17 protein-coding genes are annotated in these 17,729 nt (G+C 47.2%); 8 read left to right on the top strand and 9 right to left on the bottom strand.

Annotated features, from left to right (window positions below; genetic code table 11):
* Nucleotides 1-41 precede the first annotated feature (41 nt).
* From NST79_RS02155 to NST79_RS02135, 5 genes are all read right to left on the bottom strand, one after another.
* On the bottom strand, nucleotides 42-887 hold the full coding sequence (locus NST79_RS02155) for an alpha/beta hydrolase (RefSeq protein ID WP_181216782.1): 846 nt from the start codon (nucleotides 885-887) through the stop codon (nucleotides 42-44).
* Between the two features lie 65 nt (nucleotides 888-952).
* Entirely contained in the window at nucleotides 953-1,417 is a 465-nt protein-coding gene (locus tag NST79_RS02150) for a pyridoxamine 5'-phosphate oxidase family protein (RefSeq protein WP_128737504.1), read from the bottom strand.
* Complete coding sequence (gene bsdD / locus NST79_RS02145) at nucleotides 1,414-1,641, bottom strand: phenolic acid decarboxylase subunit BsdD (protein ID WP_010886405.1); 228 nt, start codon at nucleotides 1,639-1,641, stop codon at nucleotides 1,414-1,416. The genes NST79_RS02150 and bsdD overlap by 4 nt, the downstream gene beginning before the upstream one ends.
* A gap of 16 nt (nucleotides 1,642-1,657) precedes the next feature.
* Nucleotides 1,658-3,079 (bottom strand): non-oxidative hydroxyarylic acid decarboxylases subunit C, encoded by a 1,422-nt coding sequence (gene bsdC / locus NST79_RS02140; RefSeq protein ID WP_212058834.1) that lies wholly within the window; start codon nucleotides 3,077-3,079, stop codon nucleotides 1,658-1,660.
* Between the two features lie 2 nt (nucleotides 3,080-3,081).
* Nucleotides 3,082-3,696, bottom strand: a complete 615-nt coding sequence (locus NST79_RS02135; protein ID WP_212058835.1) for a non-oxidative hydroxyarylic acid decarboxylases subunit B — start codon at nucleotides 3,694-3,696, stop codon at nucleotides 3,082-3,084.
* Nucleotides 3,697-3,785: 89 nt separating this feature from the next.
* Between NST79_RS02135 and bsdA the strand changes: the two genes are divergently transcribed.
* From bsdA to NST79_RS02105, 6 genes are all read left to right on the top strand, one after another.
* Nucleotides 3,786-4,658, top strand: a complete 873-nt coding sequence (bsdA, locus tag NST79_RS02130; RefSeq protein ID WP_212058837.1) for a LysR family transcriptional regulator — start codon at nucleotides 3,786-3,788, stop codon at nucleotides 4,656-4,658.
* Nucleotides 4,659-4,773: 115 nt separating this feature from the next.
* Nucleotides 4,774-5,580, top strand: a complete 807-nt coding sequence (gene tcyA, locus NST79_RS02125; protein WP_014475786.1) for a cystine ABC transporter substrate-binding lipoprotein TcyA — start codon at nucleotides 4,774-4,776, stop codon at nucleotides 5,578-5,580.
* A complete protein-coding gene (gene tcyB, locus NST79_RS02120; protein WP_003234541.1) occupies nucleotides 5,567-6,271 on the top strand; it encodes a cystine ABC transporter permease TcyB in 705 nt (234 codons plus the stop codon). The genes tcyA and tcyB overlap by 14 nt, the downstream gene beginning before the upstream one ends.
* A gap of 13 nt (nucleotides 6,272-6,284) precedes the next feature.
* Nucleotides 6,285-7,028 (top strand): cystine ABC transporter ATP-binding protein TcyC, encoded by a 744-nt coding sequence (gene tcyC / locus NST79_RS02115; protein WP_046664288.1) that lies wholly within the window; start codon nucleotides 6,285-6,287, stop codon nucleotides 7,026-7,028.
* 319 nt (nucleotides 7,029-7,347) lie between these two features.
* Nucleotides 7,348-7,995: a YitT family protein gene (locus NST79_RS02110; RefSeq protein ID WP_003234545.1), complete on the top strand. Its 648-nt coding sequence runs from the start codon at nucleotides 7,348-7,350 to the stop codon at nucleotides 7,993-7,995.
* 104 nt (nucleotides 7,996-8,099) lie between these two features.
* Nucleotides 8,100-8,774 (top strand): 4'-phosphopantetheinyl transferase, encoded by a 675-nt coding sequence (locus NST79_RS02105; RefSeq protein ID WP_003234549.1) that lies wholly within the window; start codon nucleotides 8,100-8,102, stop codon nucleotides 8,772-8,774.
* On the opposite strand, the gene NST79_RS02100 is transcribed toward NST79_RS02105, so the two are convergent.
* Complete coding sequence (locus NST79_RS02100; protein ID WP_212058842.1) at nucleotides 8,769-10,103, bottom strand: PLP-dependent aminotransferase family protein; 1,335 nt, start codon at nucleotides 10,101-10,103, stop codon at nucleotides 8,769-8,771. The two genes, NST79_RS02105 and NST79_RS02100, sit on opposite strands and share 6 nt — an antisense overlap.
* A 123-nt stretch (nucleotides 10,104-10,226) precedes the next feature.
* Between NST79_RS02100 and NST79_RS02095 the strand changes: the two genes are divergently transcribed.
* Entirely contained in the window at nucleotides 10,227-11,165 is a 939-nt protein-coding gene (locus tag NST79_RS02095; RefSeq protein WP_041336873.1) for a DMT family transporter, read from the top strand.
* 53 nt (nucleotides 11,166-11,218) lie between these two features.
* Nucleotides 11,219-11,776 (top strand): YcxB family protein, encoded by a 558-nt coding sequence (locus NST79_RS02090; protein WP_212058843.1) that lies wholly within the window; start codon nucleotides 11,219-11,221, stop codon nucleotides 11,774-11,776.
* 14 nt (nucleotides 11,777-11,790) lie between these two features.
* On the opposite strand, the gene NST79_RS02085 is transcribed toward NST79_RS02090, so the two are convergent.
* The 3 genes from NST79_RS02085 to srfAC form a co-directional block, all read right to left on the bottom strand.
* Nucleotides 11,791-13,017, bottom strand: coding sequence for an MFS transporter (locus NST79_RS02085; protein ID WP_212058847.1), 1,227 nt, complete (start codon nucleotides 13,015-13,017; stop codon nucleotides 11,791-11,793).
* A gap of 100 nt (nucleotides 13,018-13,117) precedes the next feature.
* On the bottom strand, nucleotides 13,118-13,846 hold the full coding sequence (gene srfAD, locus NST79_RS02080) for a surfactin biosynthesis thioesterase SrfAD (protein WP_003234568.1): 729 nt from the start codon (nucleotides 13,844-13,846) through the stop codon (nucleotides 13,118-13,120).
* Between the two features lie 28 nt (nucleotides 13,847-13,874).
* Entirely contained in the window at nucleotides 13,875-17,702 is a 3,828-nt protein-coding gene (srfAC, locus tag NST79_RS02075) for a non-ribosomal peptide synthetase (protein ID WP_212058848.1), read from the bottom strand.
* Nucleotides 17,703-17,729: the final 27 nt, after the last annotated feature.

Genomic DNA, 17,729 nt, shown 5'->3' with positions numbered 1-17,729 from the left:
TCAGAAACAGCCCGCGGATTTTGATCTGCGGGCTGTTTTTTTTATTGATCCAGCCATTTGCTGAAGCTTTGATCAAAGGCTTCCGGTTCTTCCAGCATCGGCTGATGGCCGCTCTTTTCAAAAATAACCTTATCCACATGGGGATATAAACCGTCAACAGCATCCCATAGCGCAACGGGCGCAACCAAATAATCATATCTCCCTAATCCGATATACACCGGCATACGAACATCAGCTAACCGCTGAAGAAGATCAAGCCGGGCAAATGTATTGCCCCATAATTCATCCATGATCGGCATATTCGTGAAAACACCGTCCCATAAGGCCGCAGCATGCGGCCGCTCTTGATAAAAGCTTTTCGCTTCAGCGCGAATACACATGTGCACAAAGCGCCTTTCAGGATCTTTGTCGATGTCCTGCGGCAAATTCTCGATGTCTTTTTCAAAGCGTTTCTTTCTCTCAAGACTGGCTGTTTCCATGAAAAATGATTCGCTTTTTCGCTGTCTTTCTTCACTGTTATCAGGCGCAGTATTAAAGAGCGCCACCTTCCGAACTTGTTTGGGATATGTCCTGGCATACTCTAAAGCCATAAAAGCGTGCCCGGAATGTCCCAGGATAGTAACATCCTCAAGCTGAAGAAATGTTCTCATCCTTTCGATATCAGCCAAGACGGCATCAAGCCTCGAATCCTCCGCACGAAGCTCCCGCTTAGGCTTAGCAAATCCCCTATGGTCGATAAAGACCCATTGATATTTCTGTTTGATATCTGAGGAAAAAAGGCGCGGATAGTAAACCGCACTCCCGATCACAAGGATGGGTGCGCCCTCGCCCTCAATTCGATAAGCTAAATCAAAGCCGTCCGAGTGACAGATCCCCGCACGTTCCATTTCTCACGCCCCCTTTGTTTTCATTATATAAAAAAAGCCTGACGCATGGCGTCAGGCTATCGATATTACCGTTTTAAATCTTCCAGGGTCTTTTCCCATCTGCTCAGCACCTCTTCAGCGCTGTGAAGCTGTATACGGACACCTGAAGTCAAATCAGCGTATTTCGCAACGTCCTCCTTCACTGAAACGATGCGGCAGGAAAAACGGTCTCTATCATATTCAGCATCTTTCAAAGGCGGTAAAGGCGCGCATTCAAGCTTTACATAATAGGCCGCTCCCTTCCACCACGCCGTGAACTGTGCTTTTCCTGTGCGAAGGATGTTGGCCGAAGTCATTGTGTTTTTCCACAGAGCGATTCGGATATCAGTTCGGCTCAGCGCGATAATTTCACCTGCACTGATCATAGCGGCATGCGGCCAGCCATCCTCTGATACTGTTTGCAGGACGAAGGCCTCATGCTGCTTCTCATTCAGGCAGCTCCCGTCAAGCAGCTCAAAGAGACGGTCTGACATACAGTTCACGCGGATCAAGCCTTTCGTTCCGGCACCGCCGGAACTTCAATTGCTGTTTCTGTTTCCTTTGGATCAATTTTAAACGCTGGATTGTATTTTTCGGGATTTGTAATGCTTTCCGGTTCACAGGATCTCCATGTAAAAAAACATGTTTGGCACTGATAAACTTCCCATGCGCCTTCTACTGGCGATTTGCTCATGACTTCTCCCTTTTTTGAGTCGCATCGAGGACATGTATGCATTTCGAACATCCTTTCCTTATTTATTCATTAAGTCCATTAGTTTTTGTTCCCATTCTTTCGTTGTTAGCGGAGAATCAAGCGGCTGTGAATAATGCCCTCTTGTTTCCGGCGCAACCGGTGTAGTGGCGTCAAGAATCATTTTGTGAGTGATTCCTGATGGATTGGATCCTGGATCAAGCGGCAGGACAGATAAGTCCGGAATGATAACCGCATCGTGTTTCGGATGCATTTTGGTCGAAAGCGCCCACATGACCTGCGGAAGGTTGAATGGATCGACATCCTCATCAACGACAATGACCATTTTGCAATAGCCAAGTCCGTGCGGCGTTGTGAGTGCGCGCATGCCAACCGCTTTCGCAAATCCGCCATAGCGGTTTTTTGTGGAAACAATCGCGATTAAACCATGTGTGTACATGGCGTTCACTGCCACAATTTCGTTCGGATACGCTTCTTTTAACTGCTGATAAAGCGGCACGCATGTGTTAATGCCGATCATGTAATCGCATTCTGTCCAAGGCATGCCTAAGTATAAATGTTCAAAGATCGGATTGTTTCTGTGATAGACGCGTTTAATTTTGATAATCGGCATGCTGCGTCCGCCGGAATAATGGCCTGTGAATTCACCAAACGGCCCTTCATATTCGCGCTCTCCGGCAATAATCTCACCTTCAAGCACCACTTCAGCGCCCCACGGAACATCAAGATCAGACAGCTTTGATTTGACGATGCGATATGGTTCGCCTTGAATCGCACCTGCCATTTCGTATTCTGATTGATCATAGAGAAGCGGAGTCGATGCCGCCGTTGTAATGACCGGCTCGCAGCCAAGCGCAATGGTGACCGGAAGATTGATGCCGCGTTCTTCAGCTTGGCGCAGATGGATTGCAATATCGTGCTGCGGGACAGGCTGAATGCCGAGGCGGTCTTTTCCTTTGACCTGCATTCTGTAAATGCCGACGTTTTGTTTGCCGAAGTTGTCAGGGTCTTCAAGATCGCGGGAAATGACACATGCTTTGTCTAAATAGTAACCGCCGTCTCCTTGGTTAATTCTGAAAAGAGGCAGTATATCGAACAAATTGATGTCTTCTGTGATTTCATTTTCATGAAACGGCGCTGTTTCCTCACGTTTCACTGGCATCGGAAACTGGTCATAACGCTTTGCGAATTCAAAAAACTGTTCTTTTACCGGTGTGTCTTTCGGCATGCCCAGCATCATGGCATGGTTTGGCCAAGAGCCGATGACATTCATCGCAATTTGCGCGTTATGATAGCCGTAAATGTTGTTAAATAAGAGCGCGGGGCTTTTATCGCCAAGATTGCTGGCTGCCCGTGCGGCGGCCCCTAAATCCGGTTCCGGCTTTACCTCTTCATTCACTGTAAGCAGCTGTCCTTCTTTTTCAAGGGCTGCGAGAAATTCTCTGAAATCTTGATAAGCCATGATCAAGCTCCTCCTTTTTGTTTTTCAATCCCATTCCAGCGCTTCGCTTCAGGAAGCCGAATGCCGAATTGGTCCAACGTTCTGAATGCAATATGGTCAACCATTTCCTCTAAGCTGCTCGGCTGATTATAAAATGCCGGCATCGGAGGAAGAATGATGGTGCCCATTTTCGTAAGCGCTAGCATATTTTCGAGATGAATTTGGTTCAAAGGCGTCTCTCTCGTTAAGAGGACGAGTTTTTTTCTCTCCTTGAGCATGACATCCGCCGCACGTGTCAGCAGATTATCCGCCATTCCGGTGCGAATGCTTGCGAGAGACTTCATGCTGCACGGCGCAACAATCATTCCATCGGTATCAAACGACCCGCTTGAAATGGCTGCCGCCTGATCCTTATGTGAGTAAGTGTATGTGGCCAGTTGTTCTACTTCTTGTAAGGTATAGCCTGTTTCATGTTTGATCGTGACGTTTGCCCAAGGAGACACAACGAGATGGGTTTCCACTCCGGCGGCCTTCAGCCACTGCAGCAGCCTGACCCCGAAAATGGCCCCTGTTGCCCCTGTCATTCCGACAACGAGTTTCACTTTGCCCCCTCCTTTACGCTTGAATTCTGCTTTCATTTCAATCATACTCCTGATATATCCATATGAAAAATATCTATTAAATCTATATTTCATACCTAAAAGGTATGATAAGGAGGCGCTTTCTTTTGGACATTCGCCAGCTTCGATATTTCATTACCATTGCCCAAGAACAGAAAATCACGTCCGCAGCCAAAAAGCTTCACATGGCGCAGCCGCCTTTAAGCAGGCAGCTCAAACAGCTGGAGGACGAGCTTGGTGTTGTTCTGTTCGACCGGAACAAGAAAAAACAAATGACTCTTACATATGAAGGAGCTGTTTTTCTAAAAAGAGCAAAAGAGATTCTGCATAGGTTTGAAGATGCAGTCATTGAGGTACAGGAGCTGAAGGAGGAAGTAGCCGGCACACTTGCCGTGGGATCAACAATTTATTGCGCGGCTCTGATGCTTGAAAAAGTAACACAAATCAAAGAGAGATACCCCCATCTCACCTTTAATATTTGGGAAAATGAGCCCGCGACACTGTTGGAGCTGCTGGAAAGCCGGCAAATCGATGCGGCGGTCACGACAACACTGATCAAAAGTGACACAGTACAATTCAAGCAGCTTGATGACATTCCATGTGTGCTCGTGCTTTCAGATGAAGCCGGATATCCGTGCGGAGACACCATTAAGATGGTGGACATTCCTTCATTTCCGCTGATCCTGCTGCGGCCTGTCAACGGAAAAGGCGTCTATAATCAGGTCATGAATGAATTTCATCGTTTGAACCTGGAGCCGCGCATTGTTTGTGAATGCCACGACTCTGCAACTTTGCTCAGCCTCGTGTCATCCGGATTCGGCGCGTCTATTTTGCCCGTCACAATGATTCCCGTTCATATGAGAAATCACGTTCGCACCGTTCATATCGAAAATAATCCCTTCATTATGACACCGGCTGTCATGTGGAGAACGGACAGTTATTTGCCTAAACCGGCACAGCAATTTTTGGATTTATTTTAAAAGATTTTGCCTTATGAAAACCAATTACTTGACTCATACTAAAAAAAAGTTATCCTTTAGATTTGTAAGCTATTTTTTTATTTCAATAAAATCAACCAGAAAAGTGGGGAATAAGATGAAAAAAGCATTATTGGCTTTATTCATGGTCGTAAGTATTGCAGCTCTTGCAGCTTGCGGAGCAGGAAATGACAATCAGTCAAAAGATAATGCCAAAGATGGCGATCTTTGGGCTTCAATTAAGAAAAAAGGTGTGCTCACAGTCGGAACGGAAGGAACATATGAGCCGTTCACTTACCACGACAAAGACACTGATAAACTGACTGGCTATGATGTCGAAGTTATCACAGAAGTCGCAAAACGCCTCGGGCTTAAAGTCGACTTTAAGGAAACACAGTGGGACAGTATGTTTGCCGGCCTGAATTCCAAACGGTTTGACGTTGTTGCCAACCAAGTCGGAAAAACAGATCGTGAAAATCAATATGATTTCTCAGATAAATACACAACATCAAGAGCCGTTGTCGTAACGAAAAAAGACAACAACGATATTAAGTCTGAAGCAGATGTAAAAGGAAAAACGTCAGCTCAATCACTGACAAGCAACTACAACAAATTAGCTACAAATGCCGGCGCTAAAGTAGAAGGCGTTGAAGGTATGGCGCAGGCCCTTCAAATGATCCAGCAAGGCCGCGTCGATATGACATACAACGATAAGCTTGCCGTATTGAACTACTTAAAAACATCTGGCAATAAAAACGTGAAAATCGCGTTTGAAACAGGTGAGCCTCAGTCAACATATTTCACGTTCCGTAAAGGAAGCGGCGAGGTTGTTGATCAAGTCAACAAAGCATTAAAAGAAATGAAAGAGGACGGGACTCTTTCTAAAATTTCTAAAAAATGGTTCGGCGAAGATGTTTCTAAATAATCTGCCGGCATTGACGCTTGGCACGGCGATCCCGTGGGATCTGGTGCAGCAGTCATTCTGGCCGATACTTTCAGGGGGAATCTACTATACGATTCCCCTTACGATTCTTTCCTTTATATTTGGAATGATCCTGGCGCTGATTACGGCGCTTGCCAGAATGTCGAAAGTGAGACCTTTGAGATGGGTGTTCAGCGTATACGTATCCGCAATACGCGGCACTCCTCTTCTCGTTCAATTGTTCATCATTTTCTATCTGTTCCCGGCCTTTAACGTCACATTAGATCCATTTCCAAGCGCAGTTATCGCCTTTTCATTAAACGTCGGCGCCTATGCATCTGAAATCATTCGGGCATCTATTTTATCCGTGCCGAAAGGGCAATGGGAAGCCGGCTACACAATTGGCATGACACATCAAAAAACGCTGTTCCGCGTCATTTTGCCGCAGGCGTTTCGTGTGTCGATCCCGCCATTATCCAATACCTTTATCAGCCTGATTAAAGATACATCCCTCGCCTCTCAAATTCTGGTCGCTGAGCTGTTCAGAAAAGCCCAGGAAATCGGCGCGCGGAATCTTGATCAAATTTTAGTGATCTATATTGAAGCAGCCTTTATTTATTGGATTATCTGCTTCCTGCTCTCACTCGTCCAGCATGTCATCGAACGGCGTCTTGACCGCTACGTGGCCAAATAAGGAGGTTCCGAGTATGCTTACCGTTAAAGGATTAAACAAATCATTCGGTGAAAATGAAATTTTAAAAAAGATAGATATGAAGATTGAAAAAGGAAAAGTCATCGCCATACTTGGGCCTTCAGGTTCAGGGAAAACGACGCTGCTCCGCTGCCTGAACGCTCTGGAGATCCCAAATCGCGGAGAGCTTGCATTTGATGATTTCTCCATCGATTTCTCCAAAAAGGTGAAACAGGCGGATATCCTAAAGCTTCGCCGAAAATCCGGAATGGTGTTTCAGGCGTATCACCTGTTCCCGCACCGCACAGCCCTCGAAAACGTGATGGAGGGCCCTGTTCAGGTGCAAAAACGGAACAAAGAGGAAGTCAGAAAAGAAGCGATTCAGCTTCTTGATAAAGTCGGATTGAAGGACAAAATGGATTTATATCCATTCCAGCTTTCCGGCGGACAGCAGCAGCGCGTCGGCATCGCCCGCGCACTGGCGATTCAGCCTGAGCTCATGCTGTTTGACGAACCGACCTCAGCGCTTGATCCCGAGCTTGTCGGAGAGGTGCTGAAGGTTATCAAGAACTTGGCCAATGAAGGCTGGACCATGGTCGTCGTGACCCACGAAATCAAGTTCGCGCAGGAAGTTGCGGATGAAGTCATCTTCATCGACGGCGGCGTTATCGTGGAGCAGGGACCGCCGGAGCAAATTTTCTCCGCACCAAAAGAAGAACGGACACAGCGGTTCTTGAACCGGATTTTGAACCCGCTGTAATAAGAAAAACAGGGCGTCCGCGCCCTGTTTCAGATTATTGACAAAATCCTAAAACGATATTCGTTTTAGGATTTTGTGATTTTCAGCGTGATTGAAAACCCTTGAAGTCTAGGAAGGGCGAGCATTGGAGCCAGCGAATGTTAAATTCGTGAGCACCGAAGCACAGGCCTGACAACGAATGCAAGGGTTTTCCAACACGCTGAAACAGGGCGCCTACGGCGGCCCTGTTTTTTTGTTGAGCCCCTTTCGCCTATTCCGCCCTTCTGTCAGATGTGCTACAATGACAATCGACTGATTTTTACGAAAGAAGGGACCTCACGTGAAGCAAGAACTTGTTCTGCGCTGGACATTTTATTTTGCCGGTTTGATCATTTTGGCTTTTGGTGTATCCCTGACGATAGAAGGAAAAGCACTCGGCATTAGTCCGTGGGATGCATTTCATTACAGCCTGTTTCAGCACTTCGGGCTTACCGTCGGCCAGTGGTCCATCATTATTGGAGCGCTCATCGTCGGATTCACGTCATTGTTTACGAGAGCTTGGCCGAAAATTGGGGCCCTCCTGAATATGGTGCTCATTGGTGTATTTATAGATTTTTTCAATTTCATTCTGCCTGCCCCCTCGACCTACACAGGCTCGATCATCGTCTTCTCTCTAGGCGTGGTGCTGATTGGTTACGGCGTCGGTGTTTATGTATCAGCAGGCCTTGGCGCGGGGCCGCGTGATTCACTGATGATGCTGATTACAGAAAAAACCGGCTGGAATGTGCAATGGGTGCGGAACGGCATGGAATTAACCATTTTGTTTGCGGCATGGGGCATGGGCGGACCGATCGGTTTTGGCACCATTTTGACCGCCATCCTCACCGGACTTATTTTGCGTTTTTCATTGCCCCAGTCAATCCAGTTGCTGAATTATGCTGTGGCAAGGCGGACAGCCGCTGTGAAAGCATCTCCGCCTGTACACTAAAGCAAAGCCGCCTTGGCTTTGTTTTTTTATTTTCTCCTCTATATGAGTCTTGTGGAAGTATGATAGGATGGTTTTGACAATCTTTTGCAGACGGAGGATCTAGAATGAAGATTTACGGAATTTATATGGACCGCCCGCTTTCACAGGAAGAAAATGAACGGTTCATGTCTTTCATATCACCTGAAAAACGGGAGAAATGCCGGAGATTTTATCATAAAGAAGATGCTCACCGCACCCTGCTGGGAGATGTGCTCGTTCGCTCAGTCATAAGCAGGCAGTATCAGTTGGACAAATCCGATATCCGCTTTAGCACGCAGGAATACGGGAAGCCGTGCATCCCTGATCTTCCCGACGCTCATTTCAATATTTCTCACTCCGGCCGCTGGGTCATTTGCGCGTTTGATTCACAGCCGATCGGCATAGATATCGAAAAAACGAAACCGATCAGTCTTGAGATCGCCAAGCGCTTCTTTTCAAAAACAGAGTACAGCGACCTTTTAGCAAAAGACAAGGACGAGCAGACAGACTATTTTTATCATCTATGGTCAATGAAAGAAAGCTTTATCAAACAGGAAGGCAAAGGCTTATCGCTTCCGCTTGATTCCTTTTCAGTGCGCCTGCATCAGGACGGACAAGTATCCATTGAGCTTCCGGACAGCCATTCCCCATGCTATATCAAAACGTATGAGGTCGATCCCGGCTACAAAATGGCTGTATGCGCCGCACACCCTGATTTCCCCGAGGATATCACAATGGTCTCGTACGAAGAGCTTTTATAAATGGCTCATCAACAGCTTGACACCGCGCTCAATATCTTCCGTTTTCACATTGGAAATATTGATTTTTAATAGATTTTCTTTCGGATAATCTGATAAATAATGACGGTCTATCGCCTCAAGGATCACCCCTTGTTTTTTCAGCCTATGAATCACTCTTGAGGCGGGCAGATCCTGAGGAAGCACCAGGTGGGTGTGCACGCAGGGTGCCTGCCCGCTGGAGAACGTAAAGCGGCCGCTTCCCAGCTGCCTGTGAGTTCGAATGGCTTGATGTAGCCTCAGCGACCGCTCTTTATAAGAATCTCTGATTTTCTCCTTATGCCTGCCGTACATACCGCTTTTCAGGTAAATCTCCAATGCCGCTTGAGAAATCATCGAACAGTCGATGTCGTTCAGCTTTTTGTACGCATAGAACGTGTCAGTCAGCGCTTCGGGCAAAACAGCCGCCCCCACGCGAAGGCCGGGGAATATCATTTTCGAGAAGCTTTTCAAATAGATGACATGTGAGGACAGATCATATGCGTACAGCGGATCTGCCTTTTTATTTTCCTCCAGATCACCGAGGTAATCATCCTCAACGAGGTAGACATCATACGCTTCTGCCAGTCTCACAAGCTCCTGTTTATCACGCTCTGACAATGAGCACCCAAGCGGGTTATGGAAGCGGGGCATCGTATAAAAAAATTTAATCGATTCTGTTTGAAATAACCGCTCAACCTCGGCTATATCAAGCCCTTCTTCCGTTCGTTTCACCCCGATGGCGGAAATCCCAAGCGTCTCAAGCTGTTCGACCATCAAATGGTAGCCCGGCTGTTCAATGGCGATCTTCTCTTTCCCATTTGGGAACGGCATGGCACAAAGCAAGGATAACGCCTGCTGGACACCTGATGTAATGAAAATATGCCTTTCATCCGCAAATACCTGTTGATTGGCCAAGAGCTTTCGGAGTACGCGGATGAGTGAGGGAAGCCCCTTTGGCGTCCCATAAATAAACAAATCGTTTTTGTATGTATCAATCGCTTTGTTGATGCAGTGCTGAAAATCAAGATACGGAAACACATCGGGATCCGGCGCAGATGTGGCAAAGTCAATGGGACCCTGCTGCCCGCTTTTGGCTTTTCCCGTCTTTTTCACAATATAATAGCCGCTTTTCGGAACGGAATAGATAAGGTGGCGTTTTTCCAGCTCCTGCAGCGCGCGGATCACTGTGCTTTTGCTGACTTGGTAGCGGGCGGACAGCTGACGGATAGATGGAAGCCTGTCTCCTTCTTGATAGGCGGTGCTTTGCATCATCTCCTCTATCCTCATTAATAGACTCATATATTTCTCCATGCCTTCTCCCCCTGTTTTGTACCGGTACAGTTCATTGTTTTTCTCATTGTACCGTTCTGACCGCGGCCATACAATAAAGGGAGCGACCGGCGCTGCAATTCAGGTAAAGGAGCCCTTCCCATTATGGTTAAACATCAGCAAGCCCCCGCTTATATAGCGGCTATTTTATATTCGTTCATTATCGGTTTATCCTTTCTATTCGTAAAAATCGCACTGCAAACAGCAGAGCCGTTTGATATTTTGGCGCATCGGTTCACCATTGCGTTTGCTGCGGCCACTGTACCGATCTTATTCGGCTGGGTAAAGCTATCAATCCGCGTAAAGGACGTCATTGCCATTTTGCCGCTCGCCCTGCTGTATCCCGCGTTATTTTTCAGCTTTCAGGCATTCGGCCTTGTGTACTCGTCCTCCTCTGAAGCGGGAATTATTCAAGCAGCCATTCCGATTTTCACGATGGTCTTTGCCGCTTATGTTTTAAAGGAACGCCCAACGTGGACGCAAAAGGGGTTCACGGTTTTATCCGTTGCCGGCGTCATGTTTATTTTTGTGATGAAAGGCGTTGACGTGGAATCAGCCAGCTTAAAAGGGTCTTTGCTGATCCTATTGTCCGCTTTGTCTTCAGCGATGTACAATACTGCTGCCAGAAAAATGACGCAGCGGTTCAAGCTGACCGAGCTCACCTACATCATGTCAGCCATCGGCTTTGTCGTCTTCAACGCCATCGCCCTTGTGCGTCACGGAGCGGCGGGAACAGTCGGCACTTATTTTCTGCCGTTCCGGGAGCCCGGCTTCGTTCTCGCCATTGTGTATTTGGGCGTGCTGTCTTCACTTGTCACTTCATTTCTGTCTAACTATACGCTGTCGCGAATTGAGGCGTTTAAAATGAGTGCTTTTAATCATGTATCTACCATTGTGACGATGATTGCAGGAGTTGTGATTCTCAACGAAAGCCTGGCCTGGTATCATCTTGCCGGGGCTGTTTGTATTATGATTGGCGTGGTGGGGAGCAATATCAATCTGGAGAAAAAAACAAAGCGCCCTGGTATGCCTGCAAAAAAATGAGAAATTATGCTAGACTGAAAGGAAAAACATGGTTAGAGGTGTAGGTTTACCGTATGATTCAATATGCTAGTGAAAGTATCAATCTTCCAGGAGAAATCGCTTTTAAGGATGTAAGAGAAATCTTTTTTTATCAAATCGCAAAAATATCATGCTTTTACTTTCTGTTGTTTTGCGCCATATTTGCTGCAGTTAACTTCATTAACGGATGGCCCCGTATCGTTTATGGCAGTGACGCGCTTAACTTGTTTATGAACAGTATGTTGATTATCGTGATGTCCGTTCTGTTTACACTGCTGCTTCTCCTTCTTCTATATGTGAAGTTTTCCAGAGCATACAAGAAGAACGAACGGATGAAATCGAAAAGAACATATACTCTGAACCAAGAAGGAATTCGTATATGTTCTAAAAAATATGACCTCATTTTCAATTGGGATGAAATCACAGCTGTTTTCGAATATAAGAATATCTTCCGCATCAATACATCCAGCAGCCAATATATTGCGATCCCAAAACATTTTTTTCATTCCGAAGTGGAGATGAACAGATTCAAGGAGATTATCCTTAAAAATACCGAAACAAAAAAACTCAAATTTAAAAAGGATCAGCATTGACAGTGCTGATCCTTTTATATTGATTGGTGGGTTTCTTTTGCCTTTTGTTTATCTAAAAACGGCACCAGCTCTATTACAGCCGATAAACCCACAAACACGATGCACACAGCGACAATCAGCAAATAACCATGAGTCATGTCAAAAAACAAACCGCCCGCATACACGCTGAGAGCTCCGGCAACCTGATGGATAAAGAAATTGATGCCTAACAGCGATCCGATCAATCCTGTTTGATAGCTTTCCGAAATTGACGCCGCGGTCAGCGGGATCACGCCTGTGTAACTGAGTCCGAATAACAGGATAAACCCGAAGTACCAAAGGTCGCTGTGATGAATTCCGAGAATGGGAATGAGCAGGCAAATGAGGCTGAGCAGCCGAATGAAAAATAAGATGGATAGCATGACGCTTCTGCTGCCGAGGAGATCTGACAGCCAGCCCGCCAATAATCCGCCAATGATGATAAATGCCCCGAACGCGGCCATCATTCCGTTGACATGAGAGACATGCGCATCCTTCAGTATCGGGACGAGGTGAGCATCAATAATTCCCATTGTAAATCCGCAAGTAAACACGCCGAAGTACAGGATATGAATGAGGCGGGATTGCTTCATCACGTTCCAAAACCCCCGCCAATCATAAGATTTTTTCACAGTTTCCACTTGCGCATGTGGCGGGTGCTTCATCCCAAAGACGAGGAGCGGCAGCAGAACAGCCGCCATGACGATTCCCAAAATGGTATAGGTGCTCTGCCAGCCGGCATGATACGGAGCCGCAGCCCAAATGGGTGAGAGAAGCAGCAGGCCCGCAGAGTTGGCATTGGTCAAAATAGCAAGCGCCAGACCTTTATGTGTGTCAAACCAACGGCTGATGAAATATTGGGTCGTCACGCCGACCGCGCAGGAATACCCGATTCCGCCAAGCACACCGTAAATGGCGGAAAACACATGAACATTCGGTGAATAAGGAAGCACCAAAAAGCTTGCGCTGATGCAGACAGCTCCAAGCGCCATAATTTTTCTGACACTGAAACGGTCGATAAAAAAACCGACAAAAAACTGGACGATGCCGGTTGTGATCATAAAAATGCTGACAGAAACCGAAATCAGCGACCTGTCGGCATGGAAGGCGTCTGCCATTGGCAGCATAAAAAATTGAAAGGAATTTCTGAATGAGTTCATTCCGATGGCGAAAACAAACGTAAACAGCAATACAAACCATTTCATCCTGGGAGACGTGCGCATGTTTCGACCTTCCTTTATTTGAGTATTTCGACTATTATACCATGCAAAAATTGGCATTCAACACAAAAAAAGCGGAACAGCCGAAGCTGTCCGCTTTTGATCACGGTTGAATGATCGGATGCTGATTCAAGATCGCAAAAATCCGTTCTGCGACTTCTTCCGTTTGTGACAGCAGGAACATGTGCCCGCCGTCAAATTGATGGAATGTGATGTCTTTTGCCCACTTCTTCCACCCTTCCGCATCTCGTATGCACTTTTTATCATCAAGCCCGTTAAAGACATGAACAGGCGACTGGATCTGGGCCAGATCGTAAAGCTCAAATTGTTCAAGAGCCCGATAATCTGATCGGAAAGAAGGCAGGAAAAAGGACATGACCTCCTTATTTTCAACAAGCTCTGCGGGCATTCCGCCTAATTGGATAATATGATCGAGAAACTGATCATCAGGCAGGTGGGACACTTTCTTCCGCTGAATATGAGGCGGCTGGATTGCAGAAATAATAACCGCCTGCGGAAAGATGCCTTCACGCTCAAGCTTTTGCGCCAGCCTGAAGGTGATCATTCCGCCCATACTGTGTCCGAACAGCACAAACGGCCGATCAGGGCGAAGGTTCAGTTCTTGCTTGTACAAATCCGTCAGCTCTTCGAGATCCTCAATGGCTGACGTTTGATTCGTGCCGTGTCCCGGCGGCTCGGCAGCGAGCATCTCGCACTCCCCCTGCAAAAAAGCATGGAGAGGGCGAAACGACGCCGAATAGCCGCCGGCAAACGGAAAACAGATGAGCTGTGTTTTTTCCGACGCATCAAATGATTTGAAGAGTTGGCTCATTGGCTGTCTCCTCCTTTCATCACTTCATTTATGAAACCGTTACGGTTTGTGTATTAAGAAATTCGAGCAAAATCTCCGCATTCCTATCTAGCGTTTCTCCCTGCAGCATTTCTGCGTGTGTTCCGAAGCCTCTTTTCACACGGTAAACACCTGTTGTAGCTTCTTCCCATGATGCAAGCCATTCCGGCATGTCAAAATCAGCGCCGGAAGTCAACAGATCAATATCTGCTTTCACCTGGCCTGTGCTGATCAGGTTGACGTAGTATGAGTAAAAGGCATGTGTTTTTTGCTTGAGGCCTTGTTTGACGGCTTCGCTGTTGAGCGCTTCATTGTCCCGATTGACATTCATCAACGCTTCGACATCACTTTCAACCGTGCGTCCGTCCAGATCACTGACACCTTGTTTTTTATAGGAATCCACCATGATGATCCGCTGAACAATACGGCCTTGTTCCTCAAGCTTTTTCGCAGCTTCAAACGCCAGGCTGCATCCCGCTGAATATCCAAACAATGTTAAAGGCCCTTCCGGCTGCAGCTTCTGGATCAAATCCGCATAGTGGTCAAGCCGGTCTTCCTCCTCAATAAAATCAAAGGCGCATAGCTTGTATGACGGCAAGCGGCTGGACAGATTTTGGTACATAAGGCCATAGCCCAGAACCGGCGGAAATGCGAAAATGATCTGCTCCTGATCCTGATTCATTATCGTTACATCCTGCAAGCGATCAGGACCCCCATTTTTCAAATACGCTGAAATGCCGGCGATCGTCGGCGCTTCAAACAAAAGCTTTACTGGAAGATCAATCCCGAGCTCTTTCTTGATGCGGGACGCGGCGGTCATGGCCTTCAAGGAATGCCCTCCGAGCGCAAAGAAATCGTCATGAATGCCAATTTGCTTTCTGCCGAGAACCTCAGACCATATTTGTGCGATTGTTTCTTCCATCTCGTTCCGCGGTCCAATCCATTCTTCCGCCAGCTGATCCTGATCAGGTTTTGGGAGCAGCCGTTTATTGACTTTCCCGTTCGTCGTTAAAGGAATCTCATCCAAGAAGGTAAAGGTTTGCGGCACCATGTAAGCAGGAAGCTGTTTTTTCAGGTGCGCCTTCACGTCCTCAGCTGAAAGCTGCGTCCGGTTCACGAGGTAGGCATTGATTGATGCATCGCCAGACTCATGGCGGTCCGCCACAACGACCGCATCTTTCACACCTGGGTATTCCTGCAGCTGCTTTTCGATTTCTTCAAGCTCAATCCGGTGTCCGCGTATTTTGACCTGGTCGTCAATACGGCCGGCGTATTCAATCGTTCCATCCGGCAGCCAGCGCGCTAAATCCCCTGTGCGGTAAAGCGTCTCTCCCGGCTTGAACGGGTTCTTGATAAACTTTTCCTTCGTGAGGTCAGCACGATTTACATACCCTTTTGACACGCCCATTCCGCTGATGCACAGTTCACCGATCGCCCCGAATGGCTGGAGCTGGCTTTGCTCGTTCAGAATATAAACACTGGCATTGCTTATCGGCTTTCCGATCGGCAATGAGGAGATGGAATCCGGTATATCATGCACGACGTGAGCAGTCGCAAACACTGTTCCCTCAGTCGGCCCGTAGCAGTTAATCAGCTTGCCCGGCCCCATGATCCGCAGCGCTTTTCTGACATGAGGCACTGACGCGCGCTCTCCGCCGAATAATATACAGCGTAGTCCCTTCATCCAATCCTCTCCCGCATCCGTGAGAAGATTAAATAGTGCGGTTGTCGCAAACATGACATTGACATTCTCTTGCAGGATCAGATCTGTGAGCCGTTCTGTATCAAGCAGCGTATGTTCATCTGCGATAATGAGCCGTGCCGCATTCAGCATAGAAGCATAGAAATCAAAGGTAAATGCGTCAAAGGCGTAATTGGAAACAGATAAGAATGTATCTTTCTCAGAGAATGCCATGTAGTCTACATGCTTGACCAATCCTTGAATATTGGCATGAGTGGTCATATTGCCCTTTGGCTTTCCGGTTGTGCCGGACGTGTACATGATATATGCCGGATCATTAGGATCAATCGCGGTTGCAGGATCGCTTGCCTGTTCTTCAAACCGTGTTTGATCATCAATGAAGAGCGTTGTGCCTGTATACGGCAGCTCAGCCGCTTGTTCTTTCATCTCCTGATGCGTCAGAAGACAGGCTGCCGCACTGTCAGCCAGCATATACGAGATTCGGTCCTCTGGCAGCTTCGGATCAACCGGCAGATAGGCTGCTCCCGCCTTTAATACACCGAGAATGCCGATCACCAGTTCAAGTGAGCGCTTCGTGTACAGCGCTACAACAGAGCCTTTGCCCGCACCGTGTTTTTGCAGCCGGCGTGCAATGCGGTTCGCTTCCTCATCTAATTCGCGATAAGACAGGGTCTGGCCGGAATACGTAAGCGCCGGTGCATCCGGATTGGCGTTCACTGCTTCCTTGAACCAATACGTCAGAGGCTTTGTTTCATGAGCTTGAGCCGGCGGGTTTAAGCCGGTTAGCAAAAATTCTCTCTCCCTGTCGTCAACGAGGTTGATCGTGCTGACAGGCTGATCAGGATTCTGGATGAGCTGCTGAATTGCTGTAAGAAGCTGAGATTTCAAGCGCAGGATAAACGCCTCATCAAACACATTCTCATTATAGGCAAGCTTAATCAGCATCTCATCTCCCGGGGAAGCCATCAGGTTGAGATCATAATTCGACTTCTCAAAAACATGAACATCCACCATATCAAAGCCGTTTTCACTGCTTTCTTCATTTTTCGCATCCTGAAGCGGATAGTTCTCAAAAACAATGATGTGGTCAATCAGTTTCGGCTGATCAGCCTGGCTTTGGATGTCATAAAGCGGCACATATTGATGCGTCTCAGACTGCAGCGATTGCTCCTGCAGCTGCTTGAGCAAGCCGTTAAATGTGATACCCTCAGACAGCTTCACACGTCTCGGGACAACGTTGATAAACAGCCCGACCATATGTTCAACGCCTTTGATTTCCGCGGGACGCCCTGAAACAACTGTACCGAAGGCCAAATCGCCAGACTGCTGATAGCGGCTGATCAATACGCTCCAGACTGCCTGCAGCGCCGTACTTAAAGTGGTATGCTGCGATTTTGCAAGCTCGGTAAAGGCCTTTGTTTCCGCCTCCGGCAGTGAAAAGAGCAGCTCTTTCGGCTCATAGCCGTCCTTTTGTTTCTTTCTTTGCTCCGCAAACGTCGTTTGTCCTTCAAAGTCCTCTAAATATTCGCGCCAGTAACGCAGTGATGCTTGTTTATCCTGCTTTTCAAGCCACTTGATGTAGTCTTTATACGGTTTGACGGGCGGCAGGCTGTACGGCTTTTGTTCGCGCAGAGCATTGTATACCTTAAATAGATCCTGTACGACGATGCCGAAGCACCATCCGTCCAAAATAATGTGGTGGTAGCTCCACACCCATTCAAAGCTTTCTTCAGCTTTCTTGAAAATGGCTGCCCGCATCGGAATATCCCGCGTCAAATCAAAACCCCTGATCTTATCCTGTTCTTTGTACTCATTGATTTTGGCTGTTTGCTCGCTGCCCGTTAAGTGTGTCAGATCGATTTCTTCTATTTGGAACTGCCGTTTTTTCAATACGACTTGGACAGGTCTTTTTACTTTTTCGTGAATGAACACGGTACGAAATACATCGTACCGGTCCATGATCACATTCATGCTTTCTTCAAGACATTTGATATTCAAGCTGCCTTTTACTTTCATCGTGATTTGTTCAAGGTAAAAGCTTTGGCCGGGATTCAGGATGGCATGAAAAAGCATCCCTTCCTGCATCGGCGATAGGTAATACATATCTTGAACCTGATCCTTGCTAAATTGACTCATATGTTTCGCTCCCGCCTTCTGTAATTC

Origin of the sequence: Bacillus sp. PS196 (assembly GCF_037963555.1) — a bacterium.
Taxonomy (GTDB): domain Bacteria; phylum Bacillota; class Bacilli; order Bacillales; family Bacillaceae; genus Bacillus; species Bacillus subtilis.
This window is presented reverse-complemented; position numbering and strand designations above follow the sequence as displayed.